This window comes from Corynebacterium sp. ACRQK (assembly GCF_022345965.1).
GTDB lineage: Bacteria > Actinomycetota > Actinomycetes > Mycobacteriales > Mycobacteriaceae > Corynebacterium.
The window spans coordinates 168,044-193,478 of sequence record NZ_JAKRMU010000002.1 but is presented as its reverse complement, the minus strand read 5'-3'; the positions used below and the strand labels follow the sequence as shown (position 1 = coordinate 193,478).

The window sequence follows — 25,435 nt, the reverse complement described above, 5'->3', positions numbered from 1 at the left end:
CCCGGCCGGCAAAGTGTTTTATGTCTTATGTATGAGCGGAGGGAACTTACTGTTCCTTCTTCTCCTGCAGTGCAGCGGCCAGGCGTGCAACCTGGGATGCTGGTGCGTTGAACAGGCCTGCGGCCTTTGCCAAGGAACCCTGCATGGCACCGGCCAGCTTGGCCAGCGTGGTTTCGCGATTGTCCAGCTCGGCGATTGCCTCAACCTGAGCTGCATCAATCGTGGCACCGTCCATGTAGCCACCCTTGATCACGAAGTTCTTGTGATCCTTGCCGAAGTCCTTCATGGCCTTCGCAGCGTCCACGGCTTCGCCGTTGACGAATGCGATTGCGGTAGGACCAGTCAGCAGGGACTCATCAAGCTCAATGCCGGCTTCGCGTGCAGCCAGCTTGATCATGGTGTTCTTGGCGACGGAGTAGGTAACGTCCGAACCCAGTGCGCGACGCAGCTCGGTGGTCTCAGCCACGGACAGGCCACGGTACTCGGTCAACAGAGTGGACTGTGCCTGCTCGAAGCGTGCCTTGAGCTCTTCCAGCGAAGCGGTGTTCTTCGGATTAGCCATACTCTCGCCTCCTTCCTGATGTTTACGGTGTACGTTTTTGCAGTACGTCCACCGACGATCATTGTTGAAGGGCAACACTGTACATAAACGACAAAGCGCCTCGCGTTTCCGGCGTTTTACGCAAGAAGCACAAGGCACATTCGTAGGATCCCCGGCTTTCTAGGGCTGGAATCCGATCCGAACGTCTAATCGTGTTACCTGCGTGGGCCGTCATCTATGACGATGATCCTTCAATCTCCTGCCCACTCTCCCCAGTTAAGGTTCGCGCGGACGGTGATGACCGACGGTCTTCGGTGAAAACTTGACGTTGCTGATCTCGTTGTTGATCTAGTCAAACTTCCTCGAAGGAGGTTACACCCCTGCTCCCTCTTCCCCCAAATCGCTGTTCTTTATTTTTGACGCCACCCTGCGCGAGAAATTATTTCGTTTCCAAAACTGGGGCTGCGAATTTGATTAGCCTTGGGGTTCATGGACGCATTCATCCCGAAGTTCCTATCCAGCCTACGACGCGACAATCCACTGCCGGAGGGCGTCAATAAGTTCGACACACCGCTAGACGGCAAGACACCGACGGTGCTGATCCACGGCACGTGGCTCAACGCATATAACACGTGGGACTACGTGGCCAAGCACCTCATTGCGGCAGGTCACCCAGTGTTTGCCGTAAACTACGGCAAAGACCGGTCTGCCTTTACGGGCAAAGCCCCGGGCGTGTACGCCAACAACTTCCTGCGCACCTCCCAGAAGGAAGTGGCGGCCTTCATCGACGAGGTGATCGAGCGCACGGGCGCGAAGAAAGTGAACCTGGTCGGCCACTCACAGGGCGTGGCGCAGGCGAGGCTATACCTTTCCGATTCCGGCGGCGCCGACCGGACGGATGTGGCGCGTAACAAGGTGGATCGCCTGGTGGGCGTGGGACCTGCGCACCACGGCACTACCCTGTCGGGCATATCGACCCTGGGAGACAAGATCGACCCGAACAACAAGCTTGCGGGGTTCTTGGAGAAGTTCCTGGGCGGCGCGGCAATCGACCAGCGCCTAGGCAGTGAGTTTGGCGAGCACCTGAACCGCGATGGTGATACTACGCCGGGTGTGGACTACACGATGATCACTGCGAAGTACGACGGTATTGCGACTCCTCGCTTGAAGCAGGTGATGGTCGCCGGGGAAGGCGCGCGGGTGCGCAACTTGAGCGTGCAGGACGACAATCCGTTTGATCTTTCGGGTCACTTGGCAATGCTGTACTCGCCGCGTGTGGTCGATCTGATTCTGGAGGCCCTGGAACCGGGAGAAGACGGCCCGGCTACTTACCGCGCCGCCCACCCGCTGAAGCGCGGAGTGGTACTTCCGCTGATGGGCGAGTTCCGGCTGCCGGGGCGACGGGCAGCCTAACTGGGCTCGCTAACTTCTCTAGCCTTCCTTAGTCCTCCTCGGCGGGGAGGTCTTCTGCGTAGGCGCTCTCCGCATAGGCCTGTTCCGCACGGTCACGACTGATTTCCCGGTAGGCCTGTAGCAGTTGCAGGGTGTGGGCACGCTGCATGTTGCGGGCCGCTACGAAGAACAGGAGTGCTCCGCCGAGCAGCCCCATCAGCCCCAGCCCCAGCAGGAAGCCAGTCGTCCAGCCACCGCCGGTAAGGGAATCCATAAAGGACTCTACGGCGGTTTTCTCGGTTGCCACGTTCTGCGCGTCATCCGTATTGTCGGCCCCTTCGGCATTCTTCTGCCCTTGGGCTGCGTTGATGCGGTGGATACCACCGGCACCGCCCTCGACTTCGCCTTCCGCAGCCTCATCCTGAACCTCAGACTCGGCGTCTACTTCGCCACCTTCTGCGGCCGCAGCGTCAGCGGAAGCTCCGTCCACGGCGCCAGCAGAACCTGCATCCGCGGCGCCAGCAGAAGCACCACCATTTGCGACCGCAGCACCGTCGGCAGACCCAGATGAACTGCCGGAGCTACTCGAACCGGCAGAATCACTGGAACTAGCTCCCGCGGATTCGGCCTCACTAGCAGCGCTGTGGTTATCCGATGCGGCGTTGGTGCTGGAGGGGGATCCACCAGAACTCTTGCCAGCAGAGTTGTTGCTAGTGGCGCCCGCCGTCGAGGAATCACTAGTGTCAGCACCGCCAGCTCCCCCGGTGGAAGGACTCTGCTGTGCCTTGCGGTTTCCGCGCAGCGCCTCGATGCCACCGACGATTTCATCCATGTACTTGCCTAGCTTCGCGTTTTCGCTATCCAGGTGCTTCTGAAACTCCTGCAACTCTTCGAGACCGGACTTTTCTCCACTTGTGTCGGTGTCGGAAGGATCAGTGCTGTCCCCAGGATCAGTGCTATCCCCAGGATCAGTGCCGTCCCCAGGATCAGTGCCGTCCCCGGGATCAGTGCTATCCCCGGGCCCACCGGCGCTGTCGCCACATGCATCCTTGATGACGAAGAATGTCTCGAGCTCCTTATCAAACTTCTTGCCGTCCACCGCGGTGCCCTGATAGCGGAAAACTACGCGGTAAGCGCCCGGCTTGGTGAAGAGGAACTGCTGGTGATCGTGCGCTCCAACCGCATAGCTGACCTTGTGCTCACGGTGCTCGGAATCCAGGCGCAGGCTCGCACTACCCAGCCCATTGTCCGACAGGGTCACCATTCGGCCGGGCCCCTCAAAGTCCTTAATGGTCACGTCCACGCCCTTCTTTGCCGAGTTCAGATGCTCGGTGGAAAAGCCCAGCCACGGGACATTCGGGTTCTCCTGCTGTGCCTGCGGGAGTGCGTATGCGGTCTCCCCTAGTTCCTCCCGGTAAGCCTCCGGAATTCCTACTTTCGCCTTCGGACTGTTCACCAAGAACACGAAACTGCCGGACTCGCGTTCCTGCACATTCCCGGGATCAGCGCCGTCCTTCAGAAAGGTGTGCGGATCAGCGTCCGATTCATCCGTCGTGCCCACTCCCAAGTCCATGTGTCCCTTGGGGATGACGGCTCGCTCGGATTCCTGTCCCTCTCCGAAGGCATCGTTGACCTCGCTACGGACCTCGTCGTCGGAGATCTCCTGCGGGGCTTCGCACGTCGGTGCGGGCTTGTCGGTGCCATCGCTCGGATCTTCCTCGTCACCCGGCGTCTCATTTTCGCCTGGCGTTTCACCCTCGCCTGGCTGCTCGGGGTCTTCGGGCTGCTCGGGCTCTTCAGGCTGATCTTGATCTCCAGGATTACCCGGCTCCAGCGGCCCGATAGGCTCCTTGATCTCATTCAACCCCGTGGTCGTCCCCTCGGGCAGACCGACCTGCTTGTCGGATCCGACCAGCCAGTTGATGGTACGCTCTGCGGATTTTACGGTGGAGCCGTCCTTCTTTTTGACGTCCCACTGCATCGTCAGCTGATACAGCCCGGGCTTAGAGAACGTCCAGCCGAAGTGCCCGTGCCCGCCGACTTCGTAGTCGTAACTCTTCAGGCCTTCCTTGGTGGAGAGCACACGCTCCGGGGTAGGTGTACCGGAGTTGTGGAAAAAGACCTCCATGTCGCCGGGACCAGCGAACTTCTTCATATGGAAGTGCAGGTTCGGCTCCGCAAAGTCCGTCGGCGCTTTAAGCTCATGCGCCGGGTCAAAAGCCCCCAGCCCCGCCCAAAGCGGGCGCCACTGGTTTGTGAAGTCCGCATTCTGCGGGGCGTACCACAGCACCGTGCCGGGCTTTCCTAGGAAGGACAGCGCCTTCTTGTTCGGCACCTTGATGCGGGAAGCCTCTTTGCCATCAATCGCGTCGGGCGCCAGTCGCAGACAAACATCATCGGCGGGCACGGGCTGCTGTCCGTCGACGACCATCACATCCGGCTTGCCCTTGTTATAAGTGCCGTACACCGCATCCACATGCGCCTTGTACAGCAGTTTTCTGCCCGCGCATACATGGGCTTTCCCGGTTGCCGGATCCTTAACGTCCTTGCCTACGGTCGGTCCGTCGCTAGTCGTTCCGGGCTTATGTCCTGTCGGTGTTGCTTGCGCCCGCTGCAGCACCTCGGCGGAGCGGTGGTCGCTGGTAAGTGGTGACGCCGCATTCCAGGCGCCGGCCACCACCGTTAGCACCAGCACACCCAATACCGCCAGGGTGGACTTGGCTGCCCACAGCATCCGATCGGCCCTATTCTGACTGCGTCTTAGCTCCGCCCGCTGTCGCTCGGCCAGCTGCTGGAAGAGTTCATGCTTTTTATGCATCAGTAGCTACCACCTGTGAGGGTTTGTTGGGTTGTCGGGCGGCGCGAATGGGCGTCGCCACAAAGAAAGAAAGAAGGAAAACAACGGTGAGGACCAGGACGATCGTGGCGCCCGTAGGCACATCGATTGCCCAAGACACGTACACGCCGAGGAAGGAACCGACCATGCCGATCACGGCGCTCAGCGCCATCATCACGACCAGTCGGTCGGTCCAGAGTCGCGCTGCGGCGGCCGGAGTGATCAGCAGCGCGAGCACGAGAATGTTGCCGACGGTGCGAACAGACATCACCACGGCGGCGGTGACGGCGAGGTAGAGGATCACGTCGATCAGCAGCACGCGGATGCCCATGGCGGCGGCGGTTTCGCGGTCGACGGAGACCGCCACGATCTCCTTGTGCAGCGCCGCCACGGCCAGAATTACGACGGCTCCGACGACGGCGCTGAAGATGATGTCGGAATTGGACACGCCCGTGATCGAGCCGAAGAGGAAGCTATTCAGGCTGGCCGTATAGCCCTGCACCTTCGAGATCACTACCAAGCCCAAGGCGAACGCGGCGGCGAAGAAGATACCGATGATAGTGTCCTCTTTCACTCGCCTGCGCTGCGAGAACAGGGCGATCAGCAGGGCCACCACGGCGCCGGCCACCGCCCCACCGGCGATTACCGAGACCTGCAGGGCGAAGGCGATGGCCAGGCCCGGGAACACGGCATGCGCGACCGCATCGCCGATGAAGGCCATGCCGCGCAATACCACGTGGGTGCCGATCACACCGCAGACCAACGCGGAGAGAACCGCCACCAGCAGCGCCTTCGGCAGGAAGGCCAGGGCGGGATTCGTCAGGTCAGCGAGGAACTGGGAGAAGGAGATCACTGCACCAACCCCACTCCCCGCAACAGTGGCGAATCCGGGCGAACGTCGAAGGTCTCCATCCACGGCTCGGGGCTCTGCAGCTGATCCGGCGCACCATCGGCCACCACACGACCGTTCAGCAGCACCACGCGATCACAGACATGCACCGCCTGCGCCAGATCGTGGGTCACCATCAGGATGCTCATACCCTCGGCGGCCAGGGACTGCAGGATCTCCACCAGCGACTCGATACTGGGGAAATCCATGCCAGTGAAAGGCTCGTCCAACAACAGCAGCGTGGGTTCCACAGCCAGGGCGCGCGCCACCAGCACGCGCTGGCGCTGCCCGCCGGAGAGCTGACCGATAGGGCGGTCCGCCAAGTGCTGCAAGTTCACGCGCTTCAGCGCATGCGCAGTGGCCGCAAAGTCTGCCCGGCGCGACCGACGGAACGGGCCGATCAGCCCCGCGCGACCGTTCAGCACTGTGTGGCGAACGTCGATGGGATAATCCCACGCGAACTCGTGGCGCTGAGGAACATACCCCACGCTCGCGGCTTTGATGCTGCCCTTGGTACGCGGAATGAGGCCCAGGACGCTGCGCATCAGGGTGGTCTTGCCCGCGCCGTTGGGGCCGAGCAAGCCAATTAGCTCGCCGGGGTGTGCCTCGAGATTTACGTCGGTGAGGATCTGCCGCCCAGCTAGTCGGACATTCAGATCCGCGATCTGCAGCGCGGTCACTTCAGCTGACCCCACAGTTCATCCTCGACGCGCTTGCGCTCCTTGGCGCCCTTCCGCAGGGAGAGGAAGCCAAAGGCCAGCAGCGCGACGACAACCACGCCAATGCCGCCCAGGATCCACGGCAGGGCAGAGTTGCCGCCATCGGAGCCTTCCTCGGAGTTGTCGGCATTCGCATCTGTACCGTTGGCGGAATTGTTGGGGTTGGAACTGTTGGCGTCACCAGAAGAACCGGCAGCACCTGCCTTCGGCAGCTCACCCTCCCAGCTGGAGTTCTGTGCCTCGGAAGGATCCACTCCCACGGCAAAGTTCAGCACCTTCGTAGTGGTCTTCTCGGAGCCATCCTTCAACTTCACCCGCACACCCATGGCCACACGGTGCACGCCAGGCTCGGTGAACACCCAATTGGCGTGCGTGTGCGTGTTCAGATCCACCCACAGGTCCTGCGGGGTGGGCTGCGCGGAGTTCCACAGCTCCTGGGGCTGTTCAAAGCCGCCGGCCTGCAAGAACATGCACATCTGGCCAGGCCCCTGGTGGCCCAGGTACTCCATGGTCACACCGCGATTGGCCTGGGCGATCAGTGCCGGGGACTGTGTGTTCCAGCCCAGCCACGGCACGCCCTGCACCTCAGTCTGCGGCAGCACCCATACTTCTTGGCCGGGCTGCGCGCCGGTGAACTCGTAACCACCGTCGGCTGGCAGTTGCTGCTTGGCCTTGTCTGAGACGTCGAAGACCACGTCGTCCAGCACACGCCAGATGGGCTTTTCCTCCGCGTCGTCGCGCAGCTGCACGTCCAGCTTGCCGCCGTCCAGGCGCATGCCGAGATCCGCGTGGCCGCGGCTAAACACGTGCGAGGTTCCCGCAGGAGCGTGCTCTTCCTTATCCGTCACGGTCTGCTGCAGCGCCGGGTCCTGCGCTTGGCCCTGCGCCTGCGCCACTGCGACCGGCGGGGCCACCGGCACTCCCGCCACGACTACTCCCCCAGCCAACAGTGCAGCGGCCGTGGGAGCTAGACAAGACTTCCTGATCCGTGTGTTTCGCATGTTCTGTTTGATCCTTATTCTTCTTTACTTCTTTGTTCTTGAAACGTCGCTGTCGTTCCTGCGCGCCAGTGGTCTATGCGCCACTCAGGCAGTTCGCCATCGATTCCGCATTGGTCCGCATCAGGTCCACATACGTCGGCGCAGTGTCGTCGAGGGTGTCGCTGCGTATCTGGCACACACTCACGCCCAGCCGGTCGGCGATCTGTTGTAACTCGCGCGTACGCCCCGCCATCGTCGGCTCGATAAACACCGCCGGAACCTTCAGGTTTTCTAGGGTGCGGGTCAGGCTCACAAGATCCCGTGTACTCGGCTCGATCTCTGGGTTCGGGGTGACGAAGCCTGCGACATCCAGGCCGTAGGCGTCCGCAAAATAGGCGTATCCGTCGTGGGCCGTCACCAGGTGCCGGCGAGCCTCAGGAATGGTGCCGACCTGGCGCTTGATCCCCCGGTCGAGGCGGTCGAGCTCGTCCAGGTAGGTTCGCGCGTTCTGCTGGTAATCAGTGGCGTGCTCCGGGTCTACCGCGATGAGCTTGTCGCGGATGACCTTCACGTAAGCCATCGCGTTCTTCGCGTTGTGCCACAGGTGCGGATCCAGCTCGCCGTGGACGTGCTTTCCCAACACCGCTTGGGGCAGCAGGTAGGTCTCGTCGCCCGCCGTGCCAAGAAAGCGGAAGTTCGGGTCGCCCGGGATCGGCTGCAAGGTCTGGTTAGGCACGCTAACCACGGCGTTCTTGGGGTCTATGGTGCCGCCATCGCCGACGAGGTTGATGCTGTTGTCGTCGGCGTTCACCGCAATGTCGTAGTGCCCACTGTCTATCTTTTTTGACGCCCCGTCTTCCGTGCCCACATTGAAGCGCACGGTCTGGTCCGCAATGTGCTCTGGCGGTTTGCCCTCGTCCGGCACCAAGGATGCGCTCAGGTTCAGGGTGTACGTGCCGGGTTTGGAAAAGGACCAGCTCATGTGGGTGTGTGCGTCGACCGGCAGCGTAGCCGTATCGCCCTCGTACCCGCGGGAAGCATCGAAGCCATCGCGGGAGTTAAAGAAGATCTCCGGCTGGCCGAAGGTACCGGTGATGTATGCCGCCGCATCACCTGGCCCCTCCACGTCAGTCACGCTGAGGTGCACTTCAGAGTGCGCGGAGCCGCCGTGCCGGGCGCCGATCCCCTGGGCGCGCAGGCCCAACCAGACGGTATCGAGCGCCATGTTCTCCACCAACGGGATGACAGTGGCGCCTTGGTTGGCGGCCACGTCGGCCAGAGCCACGACCTCCGTGCCGGGCAGCACTCCGTTATCCATGGTGCGCAGCACCGACTGCTGCTCCAGCAGCAGCCCATTGTTGAATGCGATGTCCGCGTTCGCGAGGTTTCGCACATCCCGCAAAGTGAGCTCGTAGGTATGTGGATCAGCCGTGTTCGGGATCAGGGCGGTCACGCGGGCGGCATCGCCCGCAACGTGCCGGGCGATATCGGCGATGATCGGCGTGGAGGCTACGACATCCGTGATGCCATCATCCCTGCTGGGCAAACTCGCGCCACCCGCCGCCGCACACCCGGTTAAGCCCGCTGCGAGCAGCACCGTAGTGACGTTCGCGCACAGAGACTTGGCAAGCCCCCGCCGCGATGAAGCTGCGTGGCCCATCCTTAAGACTTTGCGCCCGGGGATCGAGGGGGCGTCATCGAACGAAGAGCCGCCACCGAATCAGCAGACAGAGAGTTCGTGCGCAACATGTAGACCACGCCTGCGCCGAGAGCGATCAGACCCGCGCCGGCGATTGCCAGGGCCAACATCGCGGAGGTCGATCCGGTATCGGCAAGGGAGCCGTCGGCGCCGGATGCAGTGCCGGCATCGCCACCGGCTGCGCCCCCGCCTGCTCCTGCTGCGCCGGAACCGCCTTCTGCGCCGGAGGCGCAGTCGCCGTCAGTGGTGACGGTCGCGCCGAAGTCGAAGTGGCCGCTGTTGGCATTGCCGCTGCCGCCGACGGTGAAGGTCAGCGTGGCGGGAGCGCTGATCTTCTTGCCCTGCTTCGTAGTGGCGGTCTGCGTGATGCCTACCTTGTACGTGCCGGGCTTAGAGAACACCCAGTTCGGGTGCACGTGCGAGTTGCGCGGCACCACGTGAGCGCCGGATGCATTCCCGCCGCTGGCCTTGAACCATTCCTTGCCCACAACCTGGCCCAGGTTGCCTTGTTCGAAGACGTACATGCTGCCCGGTCCGCTGAAGGACGTCAGCTTGAAGGTGACATCACCTTGCGTATTCGCCAGGAGGTCCGGGTGCATGGTGTTGACGCCCACCCACGGCACTCCGTTGGACTGGGTAGCACCGATCATCCAGGCGGTACCAGCTCCAACAGGACCGAGAGGCTGCGGAAGGTTCGTCTTCGCAGCGGAGCCTAGACCGAAGTTCAGCGCGCTGGGGCTGGTCCACTTCGGTGGCTGCTGGCGGTCGTCCTTAATTTGCGGGCGGAGGGCAGGTTCGCCCTTCTTGCAGGTGGCCGAGCCTTGTGTTCCCGCGGAGCCGGTGGAACTGGCAGTGCTGCTGGAAGAGCTGGATTTTCCTGCCGGGCTCGACTTACCCGTGGCGCCAGCCTTGCCCGCAGAACCGGCCTTGTTCCCAGTGCCGGCGCCAGCGGAACCACCGCCAGTAGCGCCGCCGCTGGCGTTACCACCGCTGTTCGAGTTGTCCGATGCCCCGGCGCCAGTGTCTGTGTCCTCGCCTCCGCACGGGGTGGCCCCCTCGGCGGGTTCGTCGGCGTTGGAATCCTGGTCGGACTTACCGACGATCCAGGTGTAGGTCTTCACTTCTGATTCAGCACCGTCAGCGGTGGCCTGCACCTGCATGGAGTAGCGGCCTGGGCGCTCGAAGCCCCAATTGGCGTGGACGTGGCTTGGGTTCGCCTGGTCGATGCTGTTGCCGGACTTGACCTCTACCCCGTCGGAGAGCAGCGGGGTGGCGCCGCCGCCGAACGCCTGGCTCCACATAAACACTCGGCCCGGGCCGCACACGCGATTGAAGTTGATCTTTACGCCCTGGTAGTGCGGTGCGACGCCTTGCGTATCCCAGCCCGGCCAGATCCGGTCCTGCTCTTGGGTCTGTGGCAGGAAGTAGGTCGGCACCCCGACCTCTGCCACATCTTTGGTGCGGGGCTCGTAGGCGTGCGCCCCGACCTCCAAGGTGACGTTGTTCGGATCGTGGGCCACGTGGGAACCAGTGGCATCCTCGGTCAGATCGAGCTTGAGGTTGCCTTTGCCTGAGGAGGTGACGTGGAAGGCGTCAATATGCCCTTGATTCAGAGTGACAGAATCGGCCTTTGCCTCAGGTAGGGACTGCGGGCCGAGGCTACCAATACCGAGGAAGGCTGCGAAGCCTGCGAGAAGAGCGACTGAGAGTGCCGCGAGGGGTGATGTGCGCACCAGATTAAGTCCTTTAAAACACAATGGGTCTAGTTTTCATTTAGGACTATAGTGAAGTGGTAACCATTTTCAAACAACGGGTGTGGCAACTCCCTCCCGCGCTACCCCACCGGCGCCTGAACCATCCTCAGGCAAAAGAAAACACCCTCGCCGCCCGAAGGCAACGAGGGTGCGAAAAACGAGGCTTAAGCCTCTTCAGTGAAGTCCTTCACGATGGTGTTGTCCACCGGAACGCCGGGGCCGTTGGTGGAGGACATGGTGACCTTCTTGAAGTAGCGGCCCTTGGAGGAGGAAGGCTTCAGACGCAGCAGCTCGTCGATCAGAGCGCCGTAGTTCTCAGCCAGCTGCTTCTCGGTGAAGGAAGCCTTGCCCAGGATGGCGTGCAGGTTAGCAGCCTTGTCCACGCGGAAGGTGATCTTACCGCCCTTGATCTCGGAGACAGCCTTAGCAACGTCGGTGGTGACGGTGCCGGTCTTCGGGTTCGGCATCAGGCCACGGGGGCCCAGGACGCGAGCCACACGACCAACCTTGGCCATCTGGTCCGGGGTAGCGATCGCAGCGTCGAAGTCGGTCCAGCCGCCCTGGATCTTCTCGATCAGCTCGGCGGTGCCAACAACGTCAGCGCCAGCCTCTTCAGCGGCGGTAGCGTTCGGGCCCTCGGCGAAGACGACAACGCGAACTTCCTTACCCGTACCGTTCGGCAGGGAAACGGTGCCGCGGACCAGCTGATCAGCCTTGCGCGGGTCAACGCCCAGGCGGATAGCAACGTCGACGGTAGCGTCGAAGTTCTTGGAGGAGGTCTCCTTGACAGCCTTAGCAGCTGCCATCGGGGTGTACAGGCGGCCAGCGTCGATCTTCTCCGCTGCCGCGCGGTATGCCTTAGAGGTCTTGCTCATAGTGAATCCAATCTTTAGCTTCGTTGGAGTTGTGGTGCAGGCCAAGCAAGCAGCCTTACCACGGTTAGGGAATTACTTCTGCGGAGCGTCCTTGACGGTGATGCCCATGGAGCGAGCAGTACCGGCGATGATGGCAGCGCCAGCCTCAACGTCGTTGGCGTTCAGGTCTTCCTTCTTGGTGGTTGCAATCTCCTTGCACTGATCCCAAGTAACGGAGCCGACCTTGTCGGTGTGCGGAACGCCGGAGCCCTTCTGAATGCCCGCAGCCTTCAGCAGCAGCTTCGCTGCCGGCGGGGTCTTCAGCTTGAAGTCGAAGGAACGGTCTTCGTAGACGGTGATCTCAACCGGAACGATGTTGCCGCGCTGAGCCTCGGTAGCAGCGTTGTACGCCTTGGTGAACTCAACAATGTTCACGCCGTGCGCACCCAGAGCCGGACCAACCGGCGGTGCCGGGGTAGCCTGACCGGCCTGGATCTGCAGCTTAATAAGGCCAGTGACCTTCTTCTTTGCCATCTTTAAACCTACTTTCTGTTATCAACGCGACCCCGCAGCACGGGTAAGCACGGATAATCGCATCGACCGGATGCCGGGATTTCACCAGCCACCGGAAATGGAAAAAATTTGCGTGTCGCGCCGTGAACATAAGCCCACGGACAACCTGCATAACTTTAGTTCAGCTTCTCTACCTGATCAAATTCCAGCTCAACCGGGGTCTCACGGCCGAAGATGGAGACCATGGCCTTCAGGCGGTTGTTCTCGGTATCGATCTCGCTGATGGTTGCAGAAACGGAAGCGAACGGGCCGGACAGAATGGTGACGGACTCGCCCTCCTCGTAATCCACCACAACCTGCTCGCTGGCCGGCTTCGGCGGGGTGGCCACACCCGTTGCGGATACGTCCACGCCGGTAGCTGCCTCTTCGCCGTCTTCGGATTCCTGCGGCTTCGCGGTCTCCGGCGGCAGCAGGAACTTCGCAACCTCGCGGATCTTCACCGCGGTGGGCTTGCCCTCGTTGCCGACGAAGCTGGTCACACTAGGGGTATCGCGGACAACGGACCAGGAGGCGTCATCCAGAGACATACGCACCAGCACGTAACCCGGCAGCAGCTTGCGCTTTACCAGCTTGCGCTTGCCGTCGCGCAGCTCCACAACCTCCTCGATGGGCACGACAACCTCGTGAATCTGCTCGTCCACACCCAGGGTCTGGGCGCGCATCTCCAGGTTGGTCTTCACCTTGTTCTCGTAGCCGGAGTAGCACTGGATGATGTACCACTCGCCCGGCAGCTTCTTCAGCGCACGCATGAACTGGCGCAGGCGAGCCTTGTAGGCAGCCATCGCAGCGTCCTCTGCGGACTGCTCGGCCTCACCTTCTGTACCCTCGCCCCCCTCGGCCGCTGCGGAAGCCTCGGAGGCCTCAGCGCCGTCGGCGCTCGCCGTTTCTTCGGCCCCTTCGGTGGTTGGTGCTGCGGCGTCCTCATTAGTGACGCCCTCAGCCTCAGCACCCGCAGCGTCCTGGTGTGCCTCAGCAACAGCCTGCTGTACGTCTTCTTGAGCGGCCGCAGCCAAACTCTCTGCGCTGACGGCATCGCTGTTCTGGTTGTTGTTCTGGTTCTCTTCGGTCATGGAAGCACCCTCCATCATTAAAAATCCGCCTATCGCCGGGCGGCGAAGGCGGTATATAAGTTGATGTTCGCTAGCTTAACACAAGTTAGCGCATGATCTGACGTAGACCCCAGCTGGCAGCCCAGTCGGTGCCGGCCACAAGGGCGCAGACGAAGATCAGGAACAGCAAGACGATGATGGTGTAGTTCACCATCTCGCGCCCCGTGGGCCAGATAACCTTGCCCATTTCAGCAATCACGCCGCGGATGTAATCCACGATGGCGCTGAAGGGGTTCTTGCGGGTCTTTACCACTTCCGGAGCCTTGGAGTTGGAGTTCGCGACCGCGCGGGACGTGGTGGCCTGACCGGCCACCTGACGCTTGCCGGACGGACGAAGGCTGCCGCCATTGCCGGACTTACCGGCTGCGGTCTTTTTGCTCTCGTCGCTCACGTCTAAGTTCTCCTTAAAGGTACCTGCAAGGAAGATCGTGCAGGGGCGACAGGACTTGAACCTGCAACCTGCGGTTTTGGAGACCGCTGCTCTGCCAATTGAGCCACGCCCCTAATCGAAGTTCTGGTTCACGAGTGTACGCGACCAGATCAACATAGGTGAAGCAACATCCTGATAGCGAGGAAACACAGTGTCCATTTGCAGGGCTCGTAGCTTCCAGGCCACACATTCAGTGCAACGTTCAAAAACAATAGCAGGATAACGACCGCGCGACCAAATAGGGCGCGGGTGCTGGGGCTTGCGGAGTCGGGACACGCAGGTTTAGGGCAGGCGGTTTAAGGCGAGACACAGAACGTAGCGACAGCAAAAGCAAAACCACCCGGCGACTTACATCACCGGGTGGTCTTGGTCTTAATTTGTAGCGGTGGAGGGACTCGATCCCTCGACCTCACGATTATGAGTCGTGCGCTCTAACCAGCTGAGCTACACCGCCATCGTCGCCACTTTGCTACGGACCGCCAACGGTCTGTGTCTAACGTCGCGTGACGGGGCGCATAAAATGACAGAGCCCCCTGACGGAATCGAACCGTCGACCTTTTCCTTACCATGGAAACGCTCTGCCGACTGAGCTAAGGGGGCACAACTTAAATCAATCGAACCTAGCGGGGTTATCCGCTTTGGCCCGTTGATCAAAGCCTGAAGTAGCATAACCAGTTTTCAATGATAATCACAAATCTGCTGTTCAGACGCAATTTTAAGCATCTAACCCTTAGGCAGATCACTTATCTAAAGAGATAGGAGCCGAGCCCCATCTGGGACCCGGCTCCGCGCTGGGCTTCTCTAGTGCTGTCCCTCGGCGAACTCCTCGACCAGCTTCGTATTAAACGCGTCAAGATCGGCCGGGGTACGGGAAGAAACCAACCCGTTATCCACATGGACCTCCTCATTAACCCACTTCGCCCCAGCATTCTGGAGGTCAGTCTTCAACGAAGGGTACGAGGTCAAGGTACGGCCGCGGAGAACGTCCGCGTCGGTCAGAATCCACGCCCTGTTCCCGTCTAGCCCTCCGTCCACCGGGCATAGCAAAACCCGGTGGCCGGCTCCCACACAGGGAAGCAACCACCGGGTTGTTGTTTGTGCCATTCGGCGCTGTGCCAGATGATGGATTCGAACCAACGAAGGCAGAGCCGGCGGATTTACAGTCCGCTCCCTTTGGCCGCTCGGGCAATCTGGCATGCACCATTCGGTGCGCTGGTAACTCTACTACGAGTAGCCCCAACTTATGCAAATCGCCAGCTCAAGCAGCCCGCGCAGTCACCCTGCCAGCTACCCCAGGCGCTCCAAGGCAAAGCCCATCAGGTGGCGCAGTGCCTGAGTCACCTGATTCTCGGGCAGCTTGGCCAGCTCCTCTTCGCCGTACTGGCGGTAACGGCGCACAACCTCAAAGGACTTCTCGCGGCCTTCGGAACCACGGATAAGCTCCAGCGCCTCGTCCACCAAGGCGTCTTCTGTGACAGGTCCGGTGAGGATCTCGCGCAGTCGCGCCCCTGTGGCGTCATCCTGCTGCATTGCATAAAGAACCGGCAGGGTGAACACGCCCTCGCGCAAGTCCGTGCCAGGCTGCTTACCGGAAACCTCCGGGTCAGCCCAAATGTCGATGATGTCGTCGACGATCTGGAAGATCTGGCCGACGTTGCGGCCGAAGCGGAACAGCGCCTCGCGGTGTTCCTCGGAAGCGCCACTGTGCAGTGCGCCGAGCCAGCCCGCCGAAGCGATGAGCACACCCGTCTTCTCCTGAATGACGGTCAGGTAGTGCTCGATCTCGTCCTCTCCCTCGCGGGCGCCGACGGTTTCGCGCATCTGGCCAGTCACCAGCTCCCGGAAAGTCTCCGCGAAGTGCTGCACCGTCTGAGTACCCAGCGATGCCATGATGTCGCTGGCGACGGCGAATAGGTAGTCGCCCGCTAGGATGGCCACGGAGTTGTTCCAGCGCTTGTTCGCGGATTCCGCACCGCGGCGCTGGTCGGATTCGTCCATCACGTCGTCGTGGTACAGAGTTGCCAGGTGGGTCAGTTCCACCACGGCAGCTGCCTCGTTTACTTCCTGCGCGGTCGGCTTCTCACCGTAATGAGCCGCCAGCAGAGCAAACATCACGCGGAAGCGCTTGCCGCCCGCCTCAAAAAGATGGCTGATTTTGTCGGTGAGGAAGGACTCGCCAACCGACAGCCGATCCTTCAGCAGCTGTTCAACCTGCTGCATCGACTGGCCCAAGGCCTCGTTTAGTTGCGCGTCCCCCACGTCAGGGAGCGCCGGTTTACGGGGTGTGGCACTTGGCATGTCCGTGGTCAGCCTCGTCTTTTCCTCTTGAACTGCGCATGTGGTGTTTCACATGCGGTCTTTTACATGTCTACCGACACTTTAGTCGATTAACGTGGCGGTGTTTAACGCACATGCGATCTACGCCTCGACCTCCCCGCCAGCCCTTCCCCACCCGCGTGGAACAATGGGTGTCGATGAATCCCCCCACTTCTGAAACTTCCAACGTTGACTCCCACGGCATCGAGTGTGATCTCGCCGTCATCGGAGCAGGCCCGGCTGGTTCTGCCGCCGCTTTCCACGCCGCCCGCGCTGGTCTGGACGTCGTGATGGTGGACATGGCTAACGTGCCGGGTGCTGTGCCGGGCGCAGCGCCCAGCCCCCTCCCTATCGGCCGCGATAAGACCTGCGGCGATGGCCTCACTCCGCGTGCCGTCGCCTCCCTGGAATCGATGGGCGCGCTGCACCTCCTCGACGGCGCCCCCTACATCCGAGGGCTCAAGCTGCACGGCTTCGGCGGCTCCATCACCGCGCCGTGGCCTTCAGGAAACTTCCCGCAACGCGGCTCGGCCATCCCCCGCACGCGCCTGGATGCCGCCCTAGCCGGAATCGCTATCGCTGCGGGTACTCGTTTTATCCAGGCGAAGATTAATGACGCCACCTCGGACCCAGTAACCCAACAGCTCAGCGAGGTCGCGGGCACTCGCACCGGTGAGGACGTGCAGGGCTCATCCGCGCCCGTGAAGATCCGTGCGCGTTTCTTCGTCCTGGCCGAGGGCGTGCGCAGCGGCATCGCCCGCAAACTAGGCGTGCAGTGGGATAAGGGGCTGGTCCATGGCATTGCGGCCCGCAGTTACATCAGCACCCCCTTCGGCGACGAGCCGTGGATCCACTCGCACTTGGAACTCAACGACGCTTCCGGAACCGCCCAGCCGGGCTACGGGTGGGTGTTCCCCCTGGGCAATCCGGCCGAAGGGGCGGATCGCGGCCCGGCTGAAGGCATTGGCAAAGCGAACCTCGGCTGCGGAGTGCTGGCCACCACCAAGCGCCCCGCAAGAGTGAACACCAAGAAACTGCTGCGCGACTACGCGCGTCAAGTCAGCGGCGAATGGTCAATCGAGGGAGAGCCGGAATCCATCACCTCCGCCCTCCTGCCGATGGGCGGAGCCGTCAGCCGCGTGGCTGGCCCCAACTGGGCCGCCATCGGAGACACCGCCGCCCTGGTCAATCCGCTAAACGGCGAAGGCATCGACTACGCCTTGGAATCCGCCGAGTTGCTGGTCCGGTTGTTGGTTGACCAGTGGGGCGGGCCGGAGAAGTGGGCGTCCAAAATAAAGAGCCACAACGGCGCCGGTATAGAGCCAGAATGGACAGATCAGCTGCAGAAACACTACGGCGAGGCGTTCGGGCTGGCGCGACGGCTGGCGGTGGTTTTGACGATGCCGGGGCTGATGAGCGCGCTCGGGCCGTTGGGCATGCGTGGGCCGCTGGCGAACCGCGTGATGGGCGTGGCGACACGCCTGATGGGGAACCTCGTGAGTCCAGCCGACCGCGACGTGGCGGCCAGGCTGTGGCGGGGTGCAGGAAGGGTTGTAAACCTCGCACCGATTGACGAGCCCTTCGCGGCGCGGAAATAGCCGCCGTTGCTGGCCGTGCGCGGATAAGTTCCAGTTAGTCGCGGATCGCGCTATGGAGCGCCACGATTCCGCCGGTGAGGTTCTGCCAGCCGACCTCTCGCCAACCGCAGTCGCGGATCTCCGCGGCGAGTTCCTCCTGGTCAGGCCAGGCGCGGATAGATTCGGCGAGGTACTCGTAGGCATCCGCGTTGGAGCTAACTACCTTCGCAACCTTCGGCAGGGCGCGCATCAGGTATTCCTTGTAGACCGTCTTGAAGATCGGGATGACGGGGGTGGAGAACTCCGCGACGGCGAGCTTGCCGCCCGGCTTCGTCACTCGCGCCATTTCGCGCAGGCCGGCACGGAAATCCACGATGTTGCGCAGACCATAATTGATCGTCACCGCGTCGAAAGTCGCGTCGGCGAACGGCAGGTTCGTTCCGTCCGCGCACACCATCGGCACATTGCGGTGGGAGCCGGCGGCGAGCATGCCGAAGGAGAAGTCGCAGGCGATGCAGGTGGCACCCGTGCGGGCGAACTCTTCGGTGGATACGCCCGTGCCTGCGGCGAGATCGAGCACCAGGTCGCCGGGCTTCAAGTCGAGGCGCTTGCGGGTGCGGATGCGCCAATAGCGATCCTGGCCGAAGCTCAACACCGTGTTGGTGAGGTCGTAGTTCTTGCCTACCGCGTCGAACATCGACGCGACTTCATGCGGCTTCTTTTCCAAACTTGCCCGAGACACGACTCACATCTTAGCGCGGGCGCTTCGCCTACTTCGCGGCGGGCTCGGCGCTGACCTGCGGGGCAGACTCGGCCGAAGTCTCAACAGTGGCCTGGGCGGTGGTCTCCTCAGCTGCGGGACGGGGCACTTCGCGCACCCCCGTGAAGTCGCGCTGCGAACCCTTACGCGGGGCCGCCTTGCCACCCTGCGCGATGGCCTGGCGGTAGTAGCCGAGCAGCTGGTCGCACAGGTTGGACCAGCTCTTGTTCTGCACGCCCTCAAAGGCGTTGTCGCGGTAGGTATCCACGTCCCCGGCCAGGATGGTGTCCACCGCTTCGACCAGCTCGGTCTCGAAGTTCTCGACGTTCAACAGGTAGCCGTTGTGACCCGGCGTGATCAGGTCGATGGGGCCACCGGCAGCCGGGCCGATGGTCGCCACGCGGGAAGCCTGGGCTTCCTGAATCGCCTGGCAGAACGTCTCGTACTGCCCGGTATGCACGAAGATGTCCAGGCTGGCAAAGGCATGAGCCAGGTCCTCACCGTACAGCCCGCCGGTGAACACTGCGGTGGGCATCCGAGACTTGAGGTCATCCATCTCCGGGCCGTCGCCGACGATCACCAGCTGCACGTCGTCCCGGCCGTTCAGGGCAGCCATACGCTCCACGGACTTCTCGGCGGCCAGACGGCCGACGAAGCCGACGATGGTGCGGCGACCCTCCAGGTCGGCGGCCTCGCCACCGTTGCCGCGCTTCTTCTCGCCCTCTAGCAGCCATTCGCGGCGCAGCTCGTCGGAACGCTTGGAGGGGTGGAAGCGTCCCGTATCCACGCCGCGACCCCAGTGCGCCACGCCCCGCACCCGGTTTTCTTCCAGCTCGCGCATCGTCACGGAGCTCGGGGCAAGCGTCATGGCGCACATGTTGTGCATGACGCGCACCCAGCGCCAAGCCATCTTGGACAGGAACTTCATTTTGTAGTTGTTGGCGAAGCCCGCCACGTCGGTCTGGAAGATTGCCACGCAAGGCAGCTTCAGTGCCCGCGCCGCCACGGCGCCCGCGCCGCCGAGGACGAAGGGGCTGGCCAAGTGAACCACGTCTGGCTGGAACTTCTTCAGCTCCGTGTACACGCTCGGCATCGGCACGCCGATCGGCAGGGAGTTAATGCCCGGCACGTCTACGGCGGGCACGCGGGCGATGCGGTAGCCCTCGTGGGTCGCAATTTCCTCCTGCCCATTCGTTGCCCCCGGGGCGATTACTAGCGCTTCATGCCCGTTGGCACGCAGGTGCTCTAGCACTCGAAGCACGGAATTAACCACGCCGTTTACGTTCGGCAGAAAGCTCTCGGCAACAATTGCAACTCGCATACCCTTCAGCTTCCCTTTTGTAGTTCACACCCGCGTTTCGTCTGGGTAAAAACATTAACAAGTCTAGGCAAACGGAAGGTTACTTTCGCTACTCAAAGTTTGTTTTTCTTCTGCCAGCGTCGGATCAGCAGCATCAGCATGGCACACACGCCCAGCCCTACAGCCATGGACGATAATGCCGGCAGGAAAGCCAACGTCCATCCCCTCCCCTGCACCTTTACATTCTCGGGGTCGCTGACTTGGTATTCGACGCGAACGTTCTGCCCCTCCACCAGGCCAGAAGGGTACTTTAGCCCCTCCTCGGGCTGCTGGAAGTTGCCGTCTGCGTCGCGGAAGCGCACGGTGGTCCGCAGCGTCTGCACCGAGACCACCTCCGCCGTCGCTTCGGCTTTATCCCGCGAGATCGCAAAGTCATCCATCGCAGAGGTCACGATCATCCCGCCGCACACCAGCATCACTAGCCCTGCCAGGGCAATAACGGCTTGCTTCGCGCGCCGCAGTCTGCGCGCCGTGCGAATTTGTTTCGGGGTGAGCGTGTCGTTCCTCGCGCGATCTATTGTGCGGTTCATCGTGTGCCCGCAATTCTTTTTTCTATTTCTTGACGCCCACGCCTGCTCACCTTTACTTCCAGCACCGTGATCCCGCTTTCGCCGATTTCGGCGTGCTCATCGATAGCTGTGGCGAGCTCTTCCACGCTGGTAGCCAGCTTGTGTTCCACTCCGACCCCGGCGCAGAGCTCCGCGAAGTCCAGGTCCAGTGGCGTGCCGAAGACCCGCTCGAAGGCAGCGGTGCCGTCGGCGAAGGTGCGCAAGTTCTCGGCACCGGGCTCGAGGGTTTCGAAGATCCCGCCGCCACTATCGTTGGTCAGCACGATCAGCAGGTTGTCGGGGCGCGGTTCGAGCGGCCCGATGTTCAGCCCGCCGAGGTCGTGAGCGAATGTCAGATCCCCCATCACGGCGATGGTGCGTGGCGCGCGGATCGCGGTCGGGTCGGCGTGGGCGTGCGCCATCGCCGCGCCCACGGCGGTGGAGATAGTTCCGTCGATCCCCGCCGCCCCACGGTTGGCGATCGCCTGCACGCCGTCGAAAGGCAGCCCGGCGCGGGAGGCATCCCGCACCGCCGTAGACGCCCCTAGTACCAGAAGGTCCCCGTCGCGCAGGGCGTCCGCAACAACGGCCACAGCATGCACCGCGGTGAACGGTTCGCGCTCGGCCAACCCGTCGCGGACCTGATTCACGCCCATGTCGCTGATGGCGCGGGCGACCTGCAGCCAACTTTCCGGCTGCTCGCCGCGCGGTCGGACGGTGCTGCCGACCTCATCAACATTGTTGAAAACATCGGTGACGTTACGGGTGTCGCTGAGGGCGATGACGTTGATGTCCTTGTTGGCCAGAAGCTTTGTGACGCCACGGTGGAGGGTTGGCCGACCGATCACCACGATCTGTTCCGGGGTGGTGACCGCCGAGTGTGCGCCGTCGCTGACGACCTGGGTACTGAACATGTCTACGGCCGCGCTGTGCACGGGGAAGTCGGGTGCCGGGGCGACGGGTTCCGCGATGGTTGGCACGTCCGCTAGTTCGTCCATGATCGAACGCGCCCAGGCGACGTCGCTGACGGAGCCCGCGATGACGAGCGTGCGGCGGGACAGGTCCACCTCGACCTGGCCATAGGGCAGCTTCCGGGAGCCACGGGCGGGCTGACCTGGCGCGTGCGAGTCGTGCGCACCCTCGGTCGTTGCCGCATCTTCAGCAGCGTCTTCAGCGGCGGCGATTCCGCCCGCCCACAGCGATAGCTCGTCCAGCGTCGGCGGCACGAGCGGTTCCCGCAGCGGCACGTCCAGGTGGGCTCCACCGCCGTCGATGGGATCTGTTGCTGCAGCAATTAGCTTGCGCACCAGGTCGCGGAGCTCCGCTGCGGCATCGGTGCGCTTGGCGGCTTGACCCGTGCCAGCGTCGGCAACGGCGCCTTCCAGCGCCAGCTCGCCCGCGTTCAGGGTGCATACGGAATGGGTGCCGAAGATCTCCGCCTGGTCGATGGTCTGGTTCGCCCCCGAGCCCAGCATGGAAAGCGGCCGGTTCGCCGAGAGCACAACCAGCGGCACGCCGGAAAGCGTGGCCTCCACCATGGCCGGCAGGCAGTTGGCCACGGCCGTCCCGGAAGTCATGACGACCGGCACCGGCTGGCGCGATACCTTCGCCAGCCCCAGCGCCAAAAAGGCCGCCGAACGCTCGTCGGTGCGGACGTGCAGGCGCACCCTCCCGACCCTTTCAGCTTCCACGAACGCCAGGTTCAGCGGCGAGTTCCGCGAGCCGGGGCACAGCACTGCCTCGCGCACACCGCTGCGAATCAGCTGGTCAACCAGCACCAACCCCGCATGCACTGCAATGGGGCTAGTCAGCGCGGCGGAGTGTGCTGCAGAGTCTGCGGCAGAGCGTGTGCCAGAGCCTTGAGTCGGATCCTGAGCCGGATCCTGGGAAGAACTATCAGCGTTAGTCACAGTTCCACAATCTACCTTCCGCCCGCTAGGTAGCTATAAGCCGCACGCAGGCGGTCCAGCCACCAATCACGCCGCTCGCCGGTGAGGCGGAACTCCGCCACCCGATCGGCATCTGGGGTTACAGCGCCGGTGTGCATGCGACCATCGACGATTCGGCGCTCTGCGAGGTCGCGTTCAAAGAGCGTGCCGGTGGCCAGCCCGGCGGCGTTGGGTTCGGCGACCATGCCATCGTCATCGATGTGCACCAGGCTCGCGGCTGCCTGCAAACCCGCACCGAGGCCAACCGCGGTATCCAGAGCCGAACTCACCGTGATGGATACTCCACGTTGTGCGACCTCGCTGGCCACCCGCCGGAGCTGATCCACACCGCCAAGCGGCGGCACCTTGAGCACGGCCACGTCGCACGCCCCCGCGTCGGTAACCTCCTTGACCGATGTGATCGGATCCGCGCTCCTACGAATGGCCTCGTCGGCCGCAACGCGCACAAACAATCCCCGCCGCATGAGGCTCTGGCGCACCTCCGCCAGCTCGGCGACGGTGCGGCAGGGCTGCTCCACATAATCCAGCGGACCGTCGGCGGCGAGGGTTTCTACGACCTCCAGAGCTTGCTGGACGGTCCAGCCACCGTTGGCGTCCATGCGGATCCTCGGGGCACGAACCCCCTGGTCCGCATACCACTGCCGAACTGCACGGACGCGCTGAACATCCTGGCGCATGCTGGCGGCCGGGTCGTTGGCCAGGGCGTTCTTCTCTGCGACCTTGACCTTCACAGTGGTGCAGCCCGGGTAACGCGCCATGAGCTCGCCGATGATCCCCGGCTGGTCGTCTACGTCCACGGCGGGGATGGTCGCGTTGACGGCAACCCACTCATCGGCGGGGGCTGAACCGCTAGTTCCATAGCCATACTGGATTGCCGAACGCAGCCACTGGGAGGCCTCGGCCGGTTCGTATTCCGGAAAAGGTGCGAACTCGGCCCACTGGGACGGGGCGTCAATAAGAAGGGCCTCACGTACAGTCACGCCACGGAAGGGCACCCGCATCGGCAGGGCAACCACGTCGGCGCGCTCGAGTAACTCGGCGAGCGACGGCAGCGGAAAAGTCAGGTGGGAAGATGCGGCGGAACTGTTCATGCTTCCTACCTTGCCAAAAGCGGCCGGCCGATAGAATGGCGGGCATGACTGATTCCAGCAACAACCCCTTCAACCCCGAGCTGTGGCGCCCGGTAGATGCGCCGGGCGTAAACAACTTCACGGACATCACCTACCACCGCCATGTTGGCGAAGGCCGCGCCAACGGCATCGTGCGCATCGCATTTGACCGCCCCGAGGTGCGCAACGCCTTCCGCCCGCACACCGTCGACGAGCTGTACCGGGCGCTGGATCACGCGCGCCGCACCCCGGACGTTGGCACGATCTTGCTGACCGGTAACGGGCCGTCCCCGAAGGACGGCGGCTGGGCGTTTTGCTCCGGCGGCGATCAGCGCATCCGTGGCCGTTCCGGTTATCAGTACGCCACCAGCCACGATTCGGACGTTACCGCCGCTGGCGCCGATGGGGTGGACGAGGCCCGCGCGAAGGTGGAGGGCGGCCGCCTGCACATCCTGGAGGTGCAGCGCCTGATCCGCACGATGCCGAAAGTTGTGATCTGCCTCGTCAACGGCTGGGCCGCTGGCGGCGGGCACAGCCTGCACGTGGTGTGCGACCTGACCCTGGCCTCCCGCGAGCACGCTAAGTTCAAGCAGACGGACGCCGACGTCGGCTCCTTCGACGCAGGCTATGGCTCCGCCTACCTGGCCAAGCAGGTGGGCCAGAAGTTTGCCCGCGAGATCTTCTTCCTCGGCGAGGCCATCGACGCTGAAACGATGCACCAGATGGGAGCCGTCAACCGTGTGGTGGACCACGCGGATCTGGAGGACACCGCCATCGAATGGGGCCGCAAGATCAACACCAAGTCCCCCACAGCGCAGCGCATGCTGAAGTTCGCCTTCAACCTAACCGACGATGGGTTGATGGGCCAGCAGGTTTTCGCAGGTGAGGCTACGCGCCTGGCCTACATGACCGACGAGGCGGTGGAAGGAAAGGATGCCTTCTTAGAGAAGCGCGAGCCGAACTGGGACGACTTCCCGTACTACTACTAGGCCCGCCGACCAGGCCCGCTCGGGCCCATTCCGACCCACTCAGTGGTGCCCTTAGCCGCGCAGCTTGTTCCACGCCGGGGGCATCGGGGCGTGCACGTCCAGCACCTCGCCATCCGGCAGCGGCACCACCAGCCTGCAGGCGTGCAGCATCAGCATCCGCACCCCCTTTTCCGCGGCCGCCCGGTTAGCGTCGGGGTTCCCGTAGCGAGAGTCCCCGATGATCGGATGGCCCAGGTGCTGCAGGTGCACGCGGATCTGGTGCTTCCGGCCTGTCAGCAGCTGTGTCTCCACGAGGGTACCCGCAGTTCCCCACGGTTTCTTCACCCACACCTTCGTTTCCGCCCGTTGCCCGGCGCGGCGGTCCACCACCGTGGCTGCCCCGGTTTTGCGCAGTGGCACATCTATCCGTCGCGGCTGCCTGCCGCCCCTTTTCATCTCACCGGCAACCACCGCCAGGTAGTAGCGCTGGATGTCCTCCCCGCCGGTACGCAGGAGCCCCTGAAGATGCCGCAGCATCTTCGAGTTCTTGGCCACTATCAGCAACCCGGAGGTTTCCTTATCAAGCCGGTGTGCCAGCTCTATTTCCTTTTCCTTCGGCCGTAGCACGCGCAGCGCCTCGATCACCCCAGCCTTGACCCCACTGCCGACGTGCACGGCGATGTTGGCAGGCTTATTCACCACGAGCAGATCACTGTCCTCAAAAACGATATGCCGGGACAGCCTGCGGGCCAATTGTTCCGCCGCCTTGCGATCCCCCGTTGGCGTCGGTTTCTCCGCGGCGACTTCCAGGGCGGGCAAGCGAACCTTGTCGCCGGCAACGGTGCGCTGGTCGGGTTTGCACTTGGCGCCGTTGACGGTGATCTGCTTGGTGCGCATCAGGCGGAACAGCACCGTGGCGGGTACGCCCTTGACCTGCGAGCGGATGTACTTATCCAGGCGGCGATCCGCCTGCGAGTCGCTCACGATCAGGGTCTGGGGTTCGGAATGATTCATGGTGGCTCTGGCCTCTATCTGTAGCAGATTGACCTGCCACAAGCCCGGCCATGCCCCC

At 62.9% G+C, this 25,435-nt stretch carries 21 protein-coding genes, 4 tRNA genes and 1 pseudogene; 3 read left to right on the top strand and 23 right to left on the bottom strand.

The features are described from left to right. Positions 1–46: 46 nt before the first annotated feature. Positions 47–562, bottom strand: coding sequence for a 50S ribosomal protein L10 (gene rplJ, locus MHX63_RS03660; protein ID WP_005292022.1), 516 nt, complete (start codon positions 560–562; stop codon positions 47–49). A 468-nt stretch (positions 563–1,030) separates the two neighbouring features. Between rplJ and MHX63_RS03655 the strand changes: the two genes are divergently transcribed. Then, positions 1,031–1,954, top strand: a complete 924-nt coding sequence (locus MHX63_RS03655; protein WP_239387291.1) for a triacylglycerol lipase — start codon at positions 1,031–1,033, stop codon at positions 1,952–1,954. A gap of 28 nt (positions 1,955–1,982) precedes the next feature. Here the strand turns inward: MHX63_RS03655 and MHX63_RS03650 are convergent, their stop codons facing one another. The 16 genes and pseudogenes from MHX63_RS03650 to MHX63_RS03575 form a co-directional block, all read right to left on the bottom strand. Continuing rightward, positions 1,983–4,751, bottom strand: a complete 2,769-nt coding sequence (locus tag MHX63_RS03650; protein WP_239387290.1) for a choice-of-anchor M domain-containing protein — start codon at positions 4,749–4,751, stop codon at positions 1,983–1,985. Further along, positions 4,744–5,622 carry an anchored repeat-type ABC transporter permease subunit gene (locus MHX63_RS03645; protein ID WP_239387289.1) on the bottom strand — a complete coding sequence of 293 codons (879 nt, stop codon included), beginning with the start codon at positions 5,620–5,622 and terminating at the stop codon, positions 4,744–4,746. Before MHX63_RS03645 ends, MHX63_RS03650 begins: the two co-directional genes overlap by 8 nt. Further along, positions 5,619–6,338, bottom strand: a complete 720-nt coding sequence (locus tag MHX63_RS03640; RefSeq protein ID WP_239387368.1) for an anchored repeat-type ABC transporter ATP-binding subunit — start codon at positions 6,336–6,338, stop codon at positions 5,619–5,621. Before MHX63_RS03640 ends, MHX63_RS03645 begins: the two co-directional genes overlap by 4 nt. Then, positions 6,335–7,378 carry a choice-of-anchor M domain-containing protein gene (locus tag MHX63_RS03635; protein ID WP_239387288.1) on the bottom strand — a complete coding sequence of 348 codons (1,044 nt, stop codon included), beginning with the start codon at positions 7,376–7,378 and terminating at the stop codon, positions 6,335–6,337. The genes MHX63_RS03640 and MHX63_RS03635 overlap by 4 nt, the downstream gene beginning before the upstream one ends. Before the next feature lie 73 nt (positions 7,379–7,451). Next, a complete protein-coding gene (locus MHX63_RS03630) occupies positions 7,452–8,903 on the bottom strand; it encodes an anchored repeat ABC transporter, substrate-binding protein (protein ID WP_239387287.1) in 1,452 nt (483 codons plus the stop codon). Between the two features lie 116 nt (positions 8,904–9,019). Then, entirely contained in the window at positions 9,020–10,789 is a 1,770-nt protein-coding gene (locus tag MHX63_RS03625) for a TIGR03773 family transporter-associated surface protein (RefSeq protein WP_239387286.1), read from the bottom strand. A gap of 185 nt (positions 10,790–10,974) precedes the next feature. Further along, positions 10,975–11,685, bottom strand: a complete 711-nt coding sequence (gene rplA, locus MHX63_RS03620; protein WP_239387285.1) for a 50S ribosomal protein L1 — start codon at positions 11,683–11,685, stop codon at positions 10,975–10,977. A gap of 72 nt (positions 11,686–11,757) precedes the next feature. Then, positions 11,758–12,198 carry a 50S ribosomal protein L11 gene (gene rplK, locus MHX63_RS03615; protein WP_034986238.1) on the bottom strand — a complete coding sequence of 147 codons (441 nt, stop codon included), beginning with the start codon at positions 12,196–12,198 and terminating at the stop codon, positions 11,758–11,760. 155 nt (positions 12,199–12,353) lie between these two features. Further along, on the bottom strand, positions 12,354–13,307 hold the full coding sequence (nusG, locus tag MHX63_RS03610) for a transcription termination/antitermination protein NusG (RefSeq protein WP_239387284.1): 954 nt from the start codon (positions 13,305–13,307) through the stop codon (positions 12,354–12,356). An 85-nt stretch (positions 13,308–13,392) separates the two neighbouring features. Continuing rightward, entirely contained in the window at positions 13,393–13,737 is a 345-nt protein-coding gene (gene secE / locus MHX63_RS03605) for a preprotein translocase subunit SecE (protein ID WP_034986243.1), read from the bottom strand. A gap of 40 nt (positions 13,738–13,777) precedes the next feature. Then, a tRNA-Trp gene (locus tag MHX63_RS03600) sits at positions 13,778–13,850 on the bottom strand. A 306-nt stretch (positions 13,851–14,156) separates the two neighbouring features. After that, a tRNA-Met gene (locus MHX63_RS03595) sits at positions 14,157–14,230 on the bottom strand. A 73-nt stretch (positions 14,231–14,303) separates the two neighbouring features. Then, positions 14,304–14,376: transfer RNA gene (locus tag MHX63_RS03590), tRNA-Thr, on the bottom strand. Positions 14,377–14,577: 201 nt separating this feature from the next. Further along, positions 14,578–14,781 (bottom strand): annotated as a pseudogene (locus MHX63_RS03585) (DJ-1/PfpI family protein); the annotation flags it as partial. Positions 14,782–14,889: 108 nt separating this feature from the next. After that, a tRNA-Tyr gene (locus MHX63_RS03580) sits at positions 14,890–14,971 on the bottom strand. Between the two features lie 92 nt (positions 14,972–15,063). Beyond that, positions 15,064–16,074, bottom strand: a complete 1,011-nt coding sequence (locus MHX63_RS03575) for a polyprenyl synthetase family protein (protein WP_239387283.1) — start codon at positions 16,072–16,074, stop codon at positions 15,064–15,066. 176 nt (positions 16,075–16,250) lie between these two features. On the opposite strand from MHX63_RS03575, the gene MHX63_RS03570 reads away from it, so the two are divergent. Next, on the top strand, positions 16,251–17,690 hold the full coding sequence (locus MHX63_RS03570; protein WP_239387282.1) for a geranylgeranyl reductase family protein: 1,440 nt from the start codon (positions 16,251–16,253) through the stop codon (positions 17,688–17,690). 34 nt (positions 17,691–17,724) lie between these two features. On the opposite strand, the gene MHX63_RS03565 is transcribed toward MHX63_RS03570, so the two are convergent. The 5 genes from MHX63_RS03565 to MHX63_RS03545 form a co-directional block, all read right to left on the bottom strand. Next, positions 17,725–18,411, bottom strand: a complete 687-nt coding sequence (locus tag MHX63_RS03565; RefSeq protein WP_070488079.1) for a demethylmenaquinone methyltransferase — start codon at positions 18,409–18,411, stop codon at positions 17,725–17,727. Between the two features lie 28 nt (positions 18,412–18,439). After that, entirely contained in the window at positions 18,440–19,750 is a 1,311-nt protein-coding gene (locus tag MHX63_RS03560; RefSeq protein WP_239387281.1) for a glycosyltransferase family 1 protein, read from the bottom strand. Positions 19,751–19,842: 92 nt separating this feature from the next. Beyond that, entirely contained in the window at positions 19,843–20,319 is a 477-nt protein-coding gene (locus MHX63_RS03555; protein WP_005292061.1) for a DUF3592 domain-containing protein, read from the bottom strand. After that, entirely contained in the window at positions 20,316–22,247 is a 1,932-nt protein-coding gene (gene menD, locus MHX63_RS03550) for a 2-succinyl-5-enolpyruvyl-6-hydroxy-3-cyclohexene-1-carboxylic-acid synthase (protein WP_239387280.1), read from the bottom strand. The genes MHX63_RS03555 and menD overlap by 4 nt, the downstream gene beginning before the upstream one ends. 11 nt (positions 22,248–22,258) lie before the next feature. Further along, complete coding sequence (locus MHX63_RS03545) at positions 22,259–23,377, bottom strand: o-succinylbenzoate synthase (RefSeq protein WP_239387279.1); 1,119 nt, start codon at positions 23,375–23,377, stop codon at positions 22,259–22,261. Positions 23,378–23,421: 44 nt separating this feature from the next. Here MHX63_RS03545 and MHX63_RS03540 point away from each other — a divergent pair, with 44 nt between their 5' ends. Then, positions 23,422–24,384: a 1,4-dihydroxy-2-naphthoyl-CoA synthase gene (locus MHX63_RS03540; protein WP_239387278.1), complete on the top strand. Its 963-nt coding sequence runs from the start codon at positions 23,422–23,424 to the stop codon at positions 24,382–24,384. Between the two features lie 51 nt (positions 24,385–24,435). Here MHX63_RS03540 and MHX63_RS03535 read toward each other — a convergent pair whose 3' ends face one another. Further along, on the bottom strand, positions 24,436–25,377 hold the full coding sequence (locus MHX63_RS03535) for an RluA family pseudouridine synthase (protein ID WP_239387277.1): 942 nt from the start codon (positions 25,375–25,377) through the stop codon (positions 24,436–24,438). Between the last annotated feature and the right edge of the window lie 58 nt (positions 25,378–25,435).

What these genes read in the sequence shown, in the direction of transcription:
- rplJ (WP_005292022.1), bottom strand. Translation starts at nt 562, where the DNA reads ATGGCTAATCCGAAGAACACCGCTTCGCTGGAAGAGCTCAAGGCACGC.
- MHX63_RS03655 (WP_239387291.1), top strand. Translation starts at nt 1,031, where the DNA reads ATGGACGCATTCATCCCGAAGTTCCTATCCAGCCTACGACGCGACAAT.
- MHX63_RS03650 (WP_239387290.1), bottom strand. Translation starts at nt 4,751, where the DNA reads ATGCATAAAAAGCATGAACTCTTCCAGCAGCTGGCCGAGCGACAGCGG.
- MHX63_RS03635 (WP_239387288.1), bottom strand. Translation starts at nt 7,378, where the DNA reads ATGCGAAACACACGGATCAGGAAGTCTTGTCTAGCTCCCACGGCCGCT.
- rplA (WP_239387285.1), bottom strand. Translation starts at nt 11,685, where the DNA reads ATGAGCAAGACCTCTAAGGCATACCGCGCGGCAGCGGAGAAGATCGAC.
- rplK (WP_034986238.1), bottom strand. Translation starts at nt 12,198, where the DNA reads ATGGCAAAGAAGAAGGTCACTGGCCTTATTAAGCTGCAGATCCAGGCC.
- nusG (WP_239387284.1), bottom strand. Translation starts at nt 13,307, where the DNA reads ATGACCGAAGAGAACCAGAACAACAACCAGAACAGCGATGCCGTCAGC.
- MHX63_RS03575 (WP_239387283.1), bottom strand. Translation starts at nt 16,074, where the DNA reads ATGCCAAGTGCCACACCCCGTAAACCGGCGCTCCCTGACGTGGGGGAC.
- MHX63_RS03570 (WP_239387282.1), top strand. Translation starts at nt 16,251, where the DNA reads ATGAATCCCCCCACTTCTGAAACTTCCAACGTTGACTCCCACGGCATC.
- MHX63_RS03560 (WP_239387281.1), bottom strand. Translation starts at nt 19,750, where the DNA reads ATGCGAGTTGCAATTGTTGCCGAGAGCTTTCTGCCGAACGTAAACGGC.
- MHX63_RS03555 (WP_005292061.1), bottom strand. Translation starts at nt 20,319, where the DNA reads ATGAACCGCACAATAGATCGCGCGAGGAACGACACGCTCACCCCGAAA.
- MHX63_RS03545 (WP_239387279.1), bottom strand. Translation starts at nt 23,377, where the DNA reads ATGAACAGTTCCGCCGCATCTTCCCACCTGACTTTTCCGCTGCCGTCG.
- MHX63_RS03540 (WP_239387278.1), top strand. Translation starts at nt 23,422, where the DNA reads ATGACTGATTCCAGCAACAACCCCTTCAACCCCGAGCTGTGGCGCCCG.
- MHX63_RS03535 (WP_239387277.1), bottom strand. Translation starts at nt 25,377, where the DNA reads ATGAATCATTCCGAACCCCAGACCCTGATCGTGAGCGACTCGCAGGCG.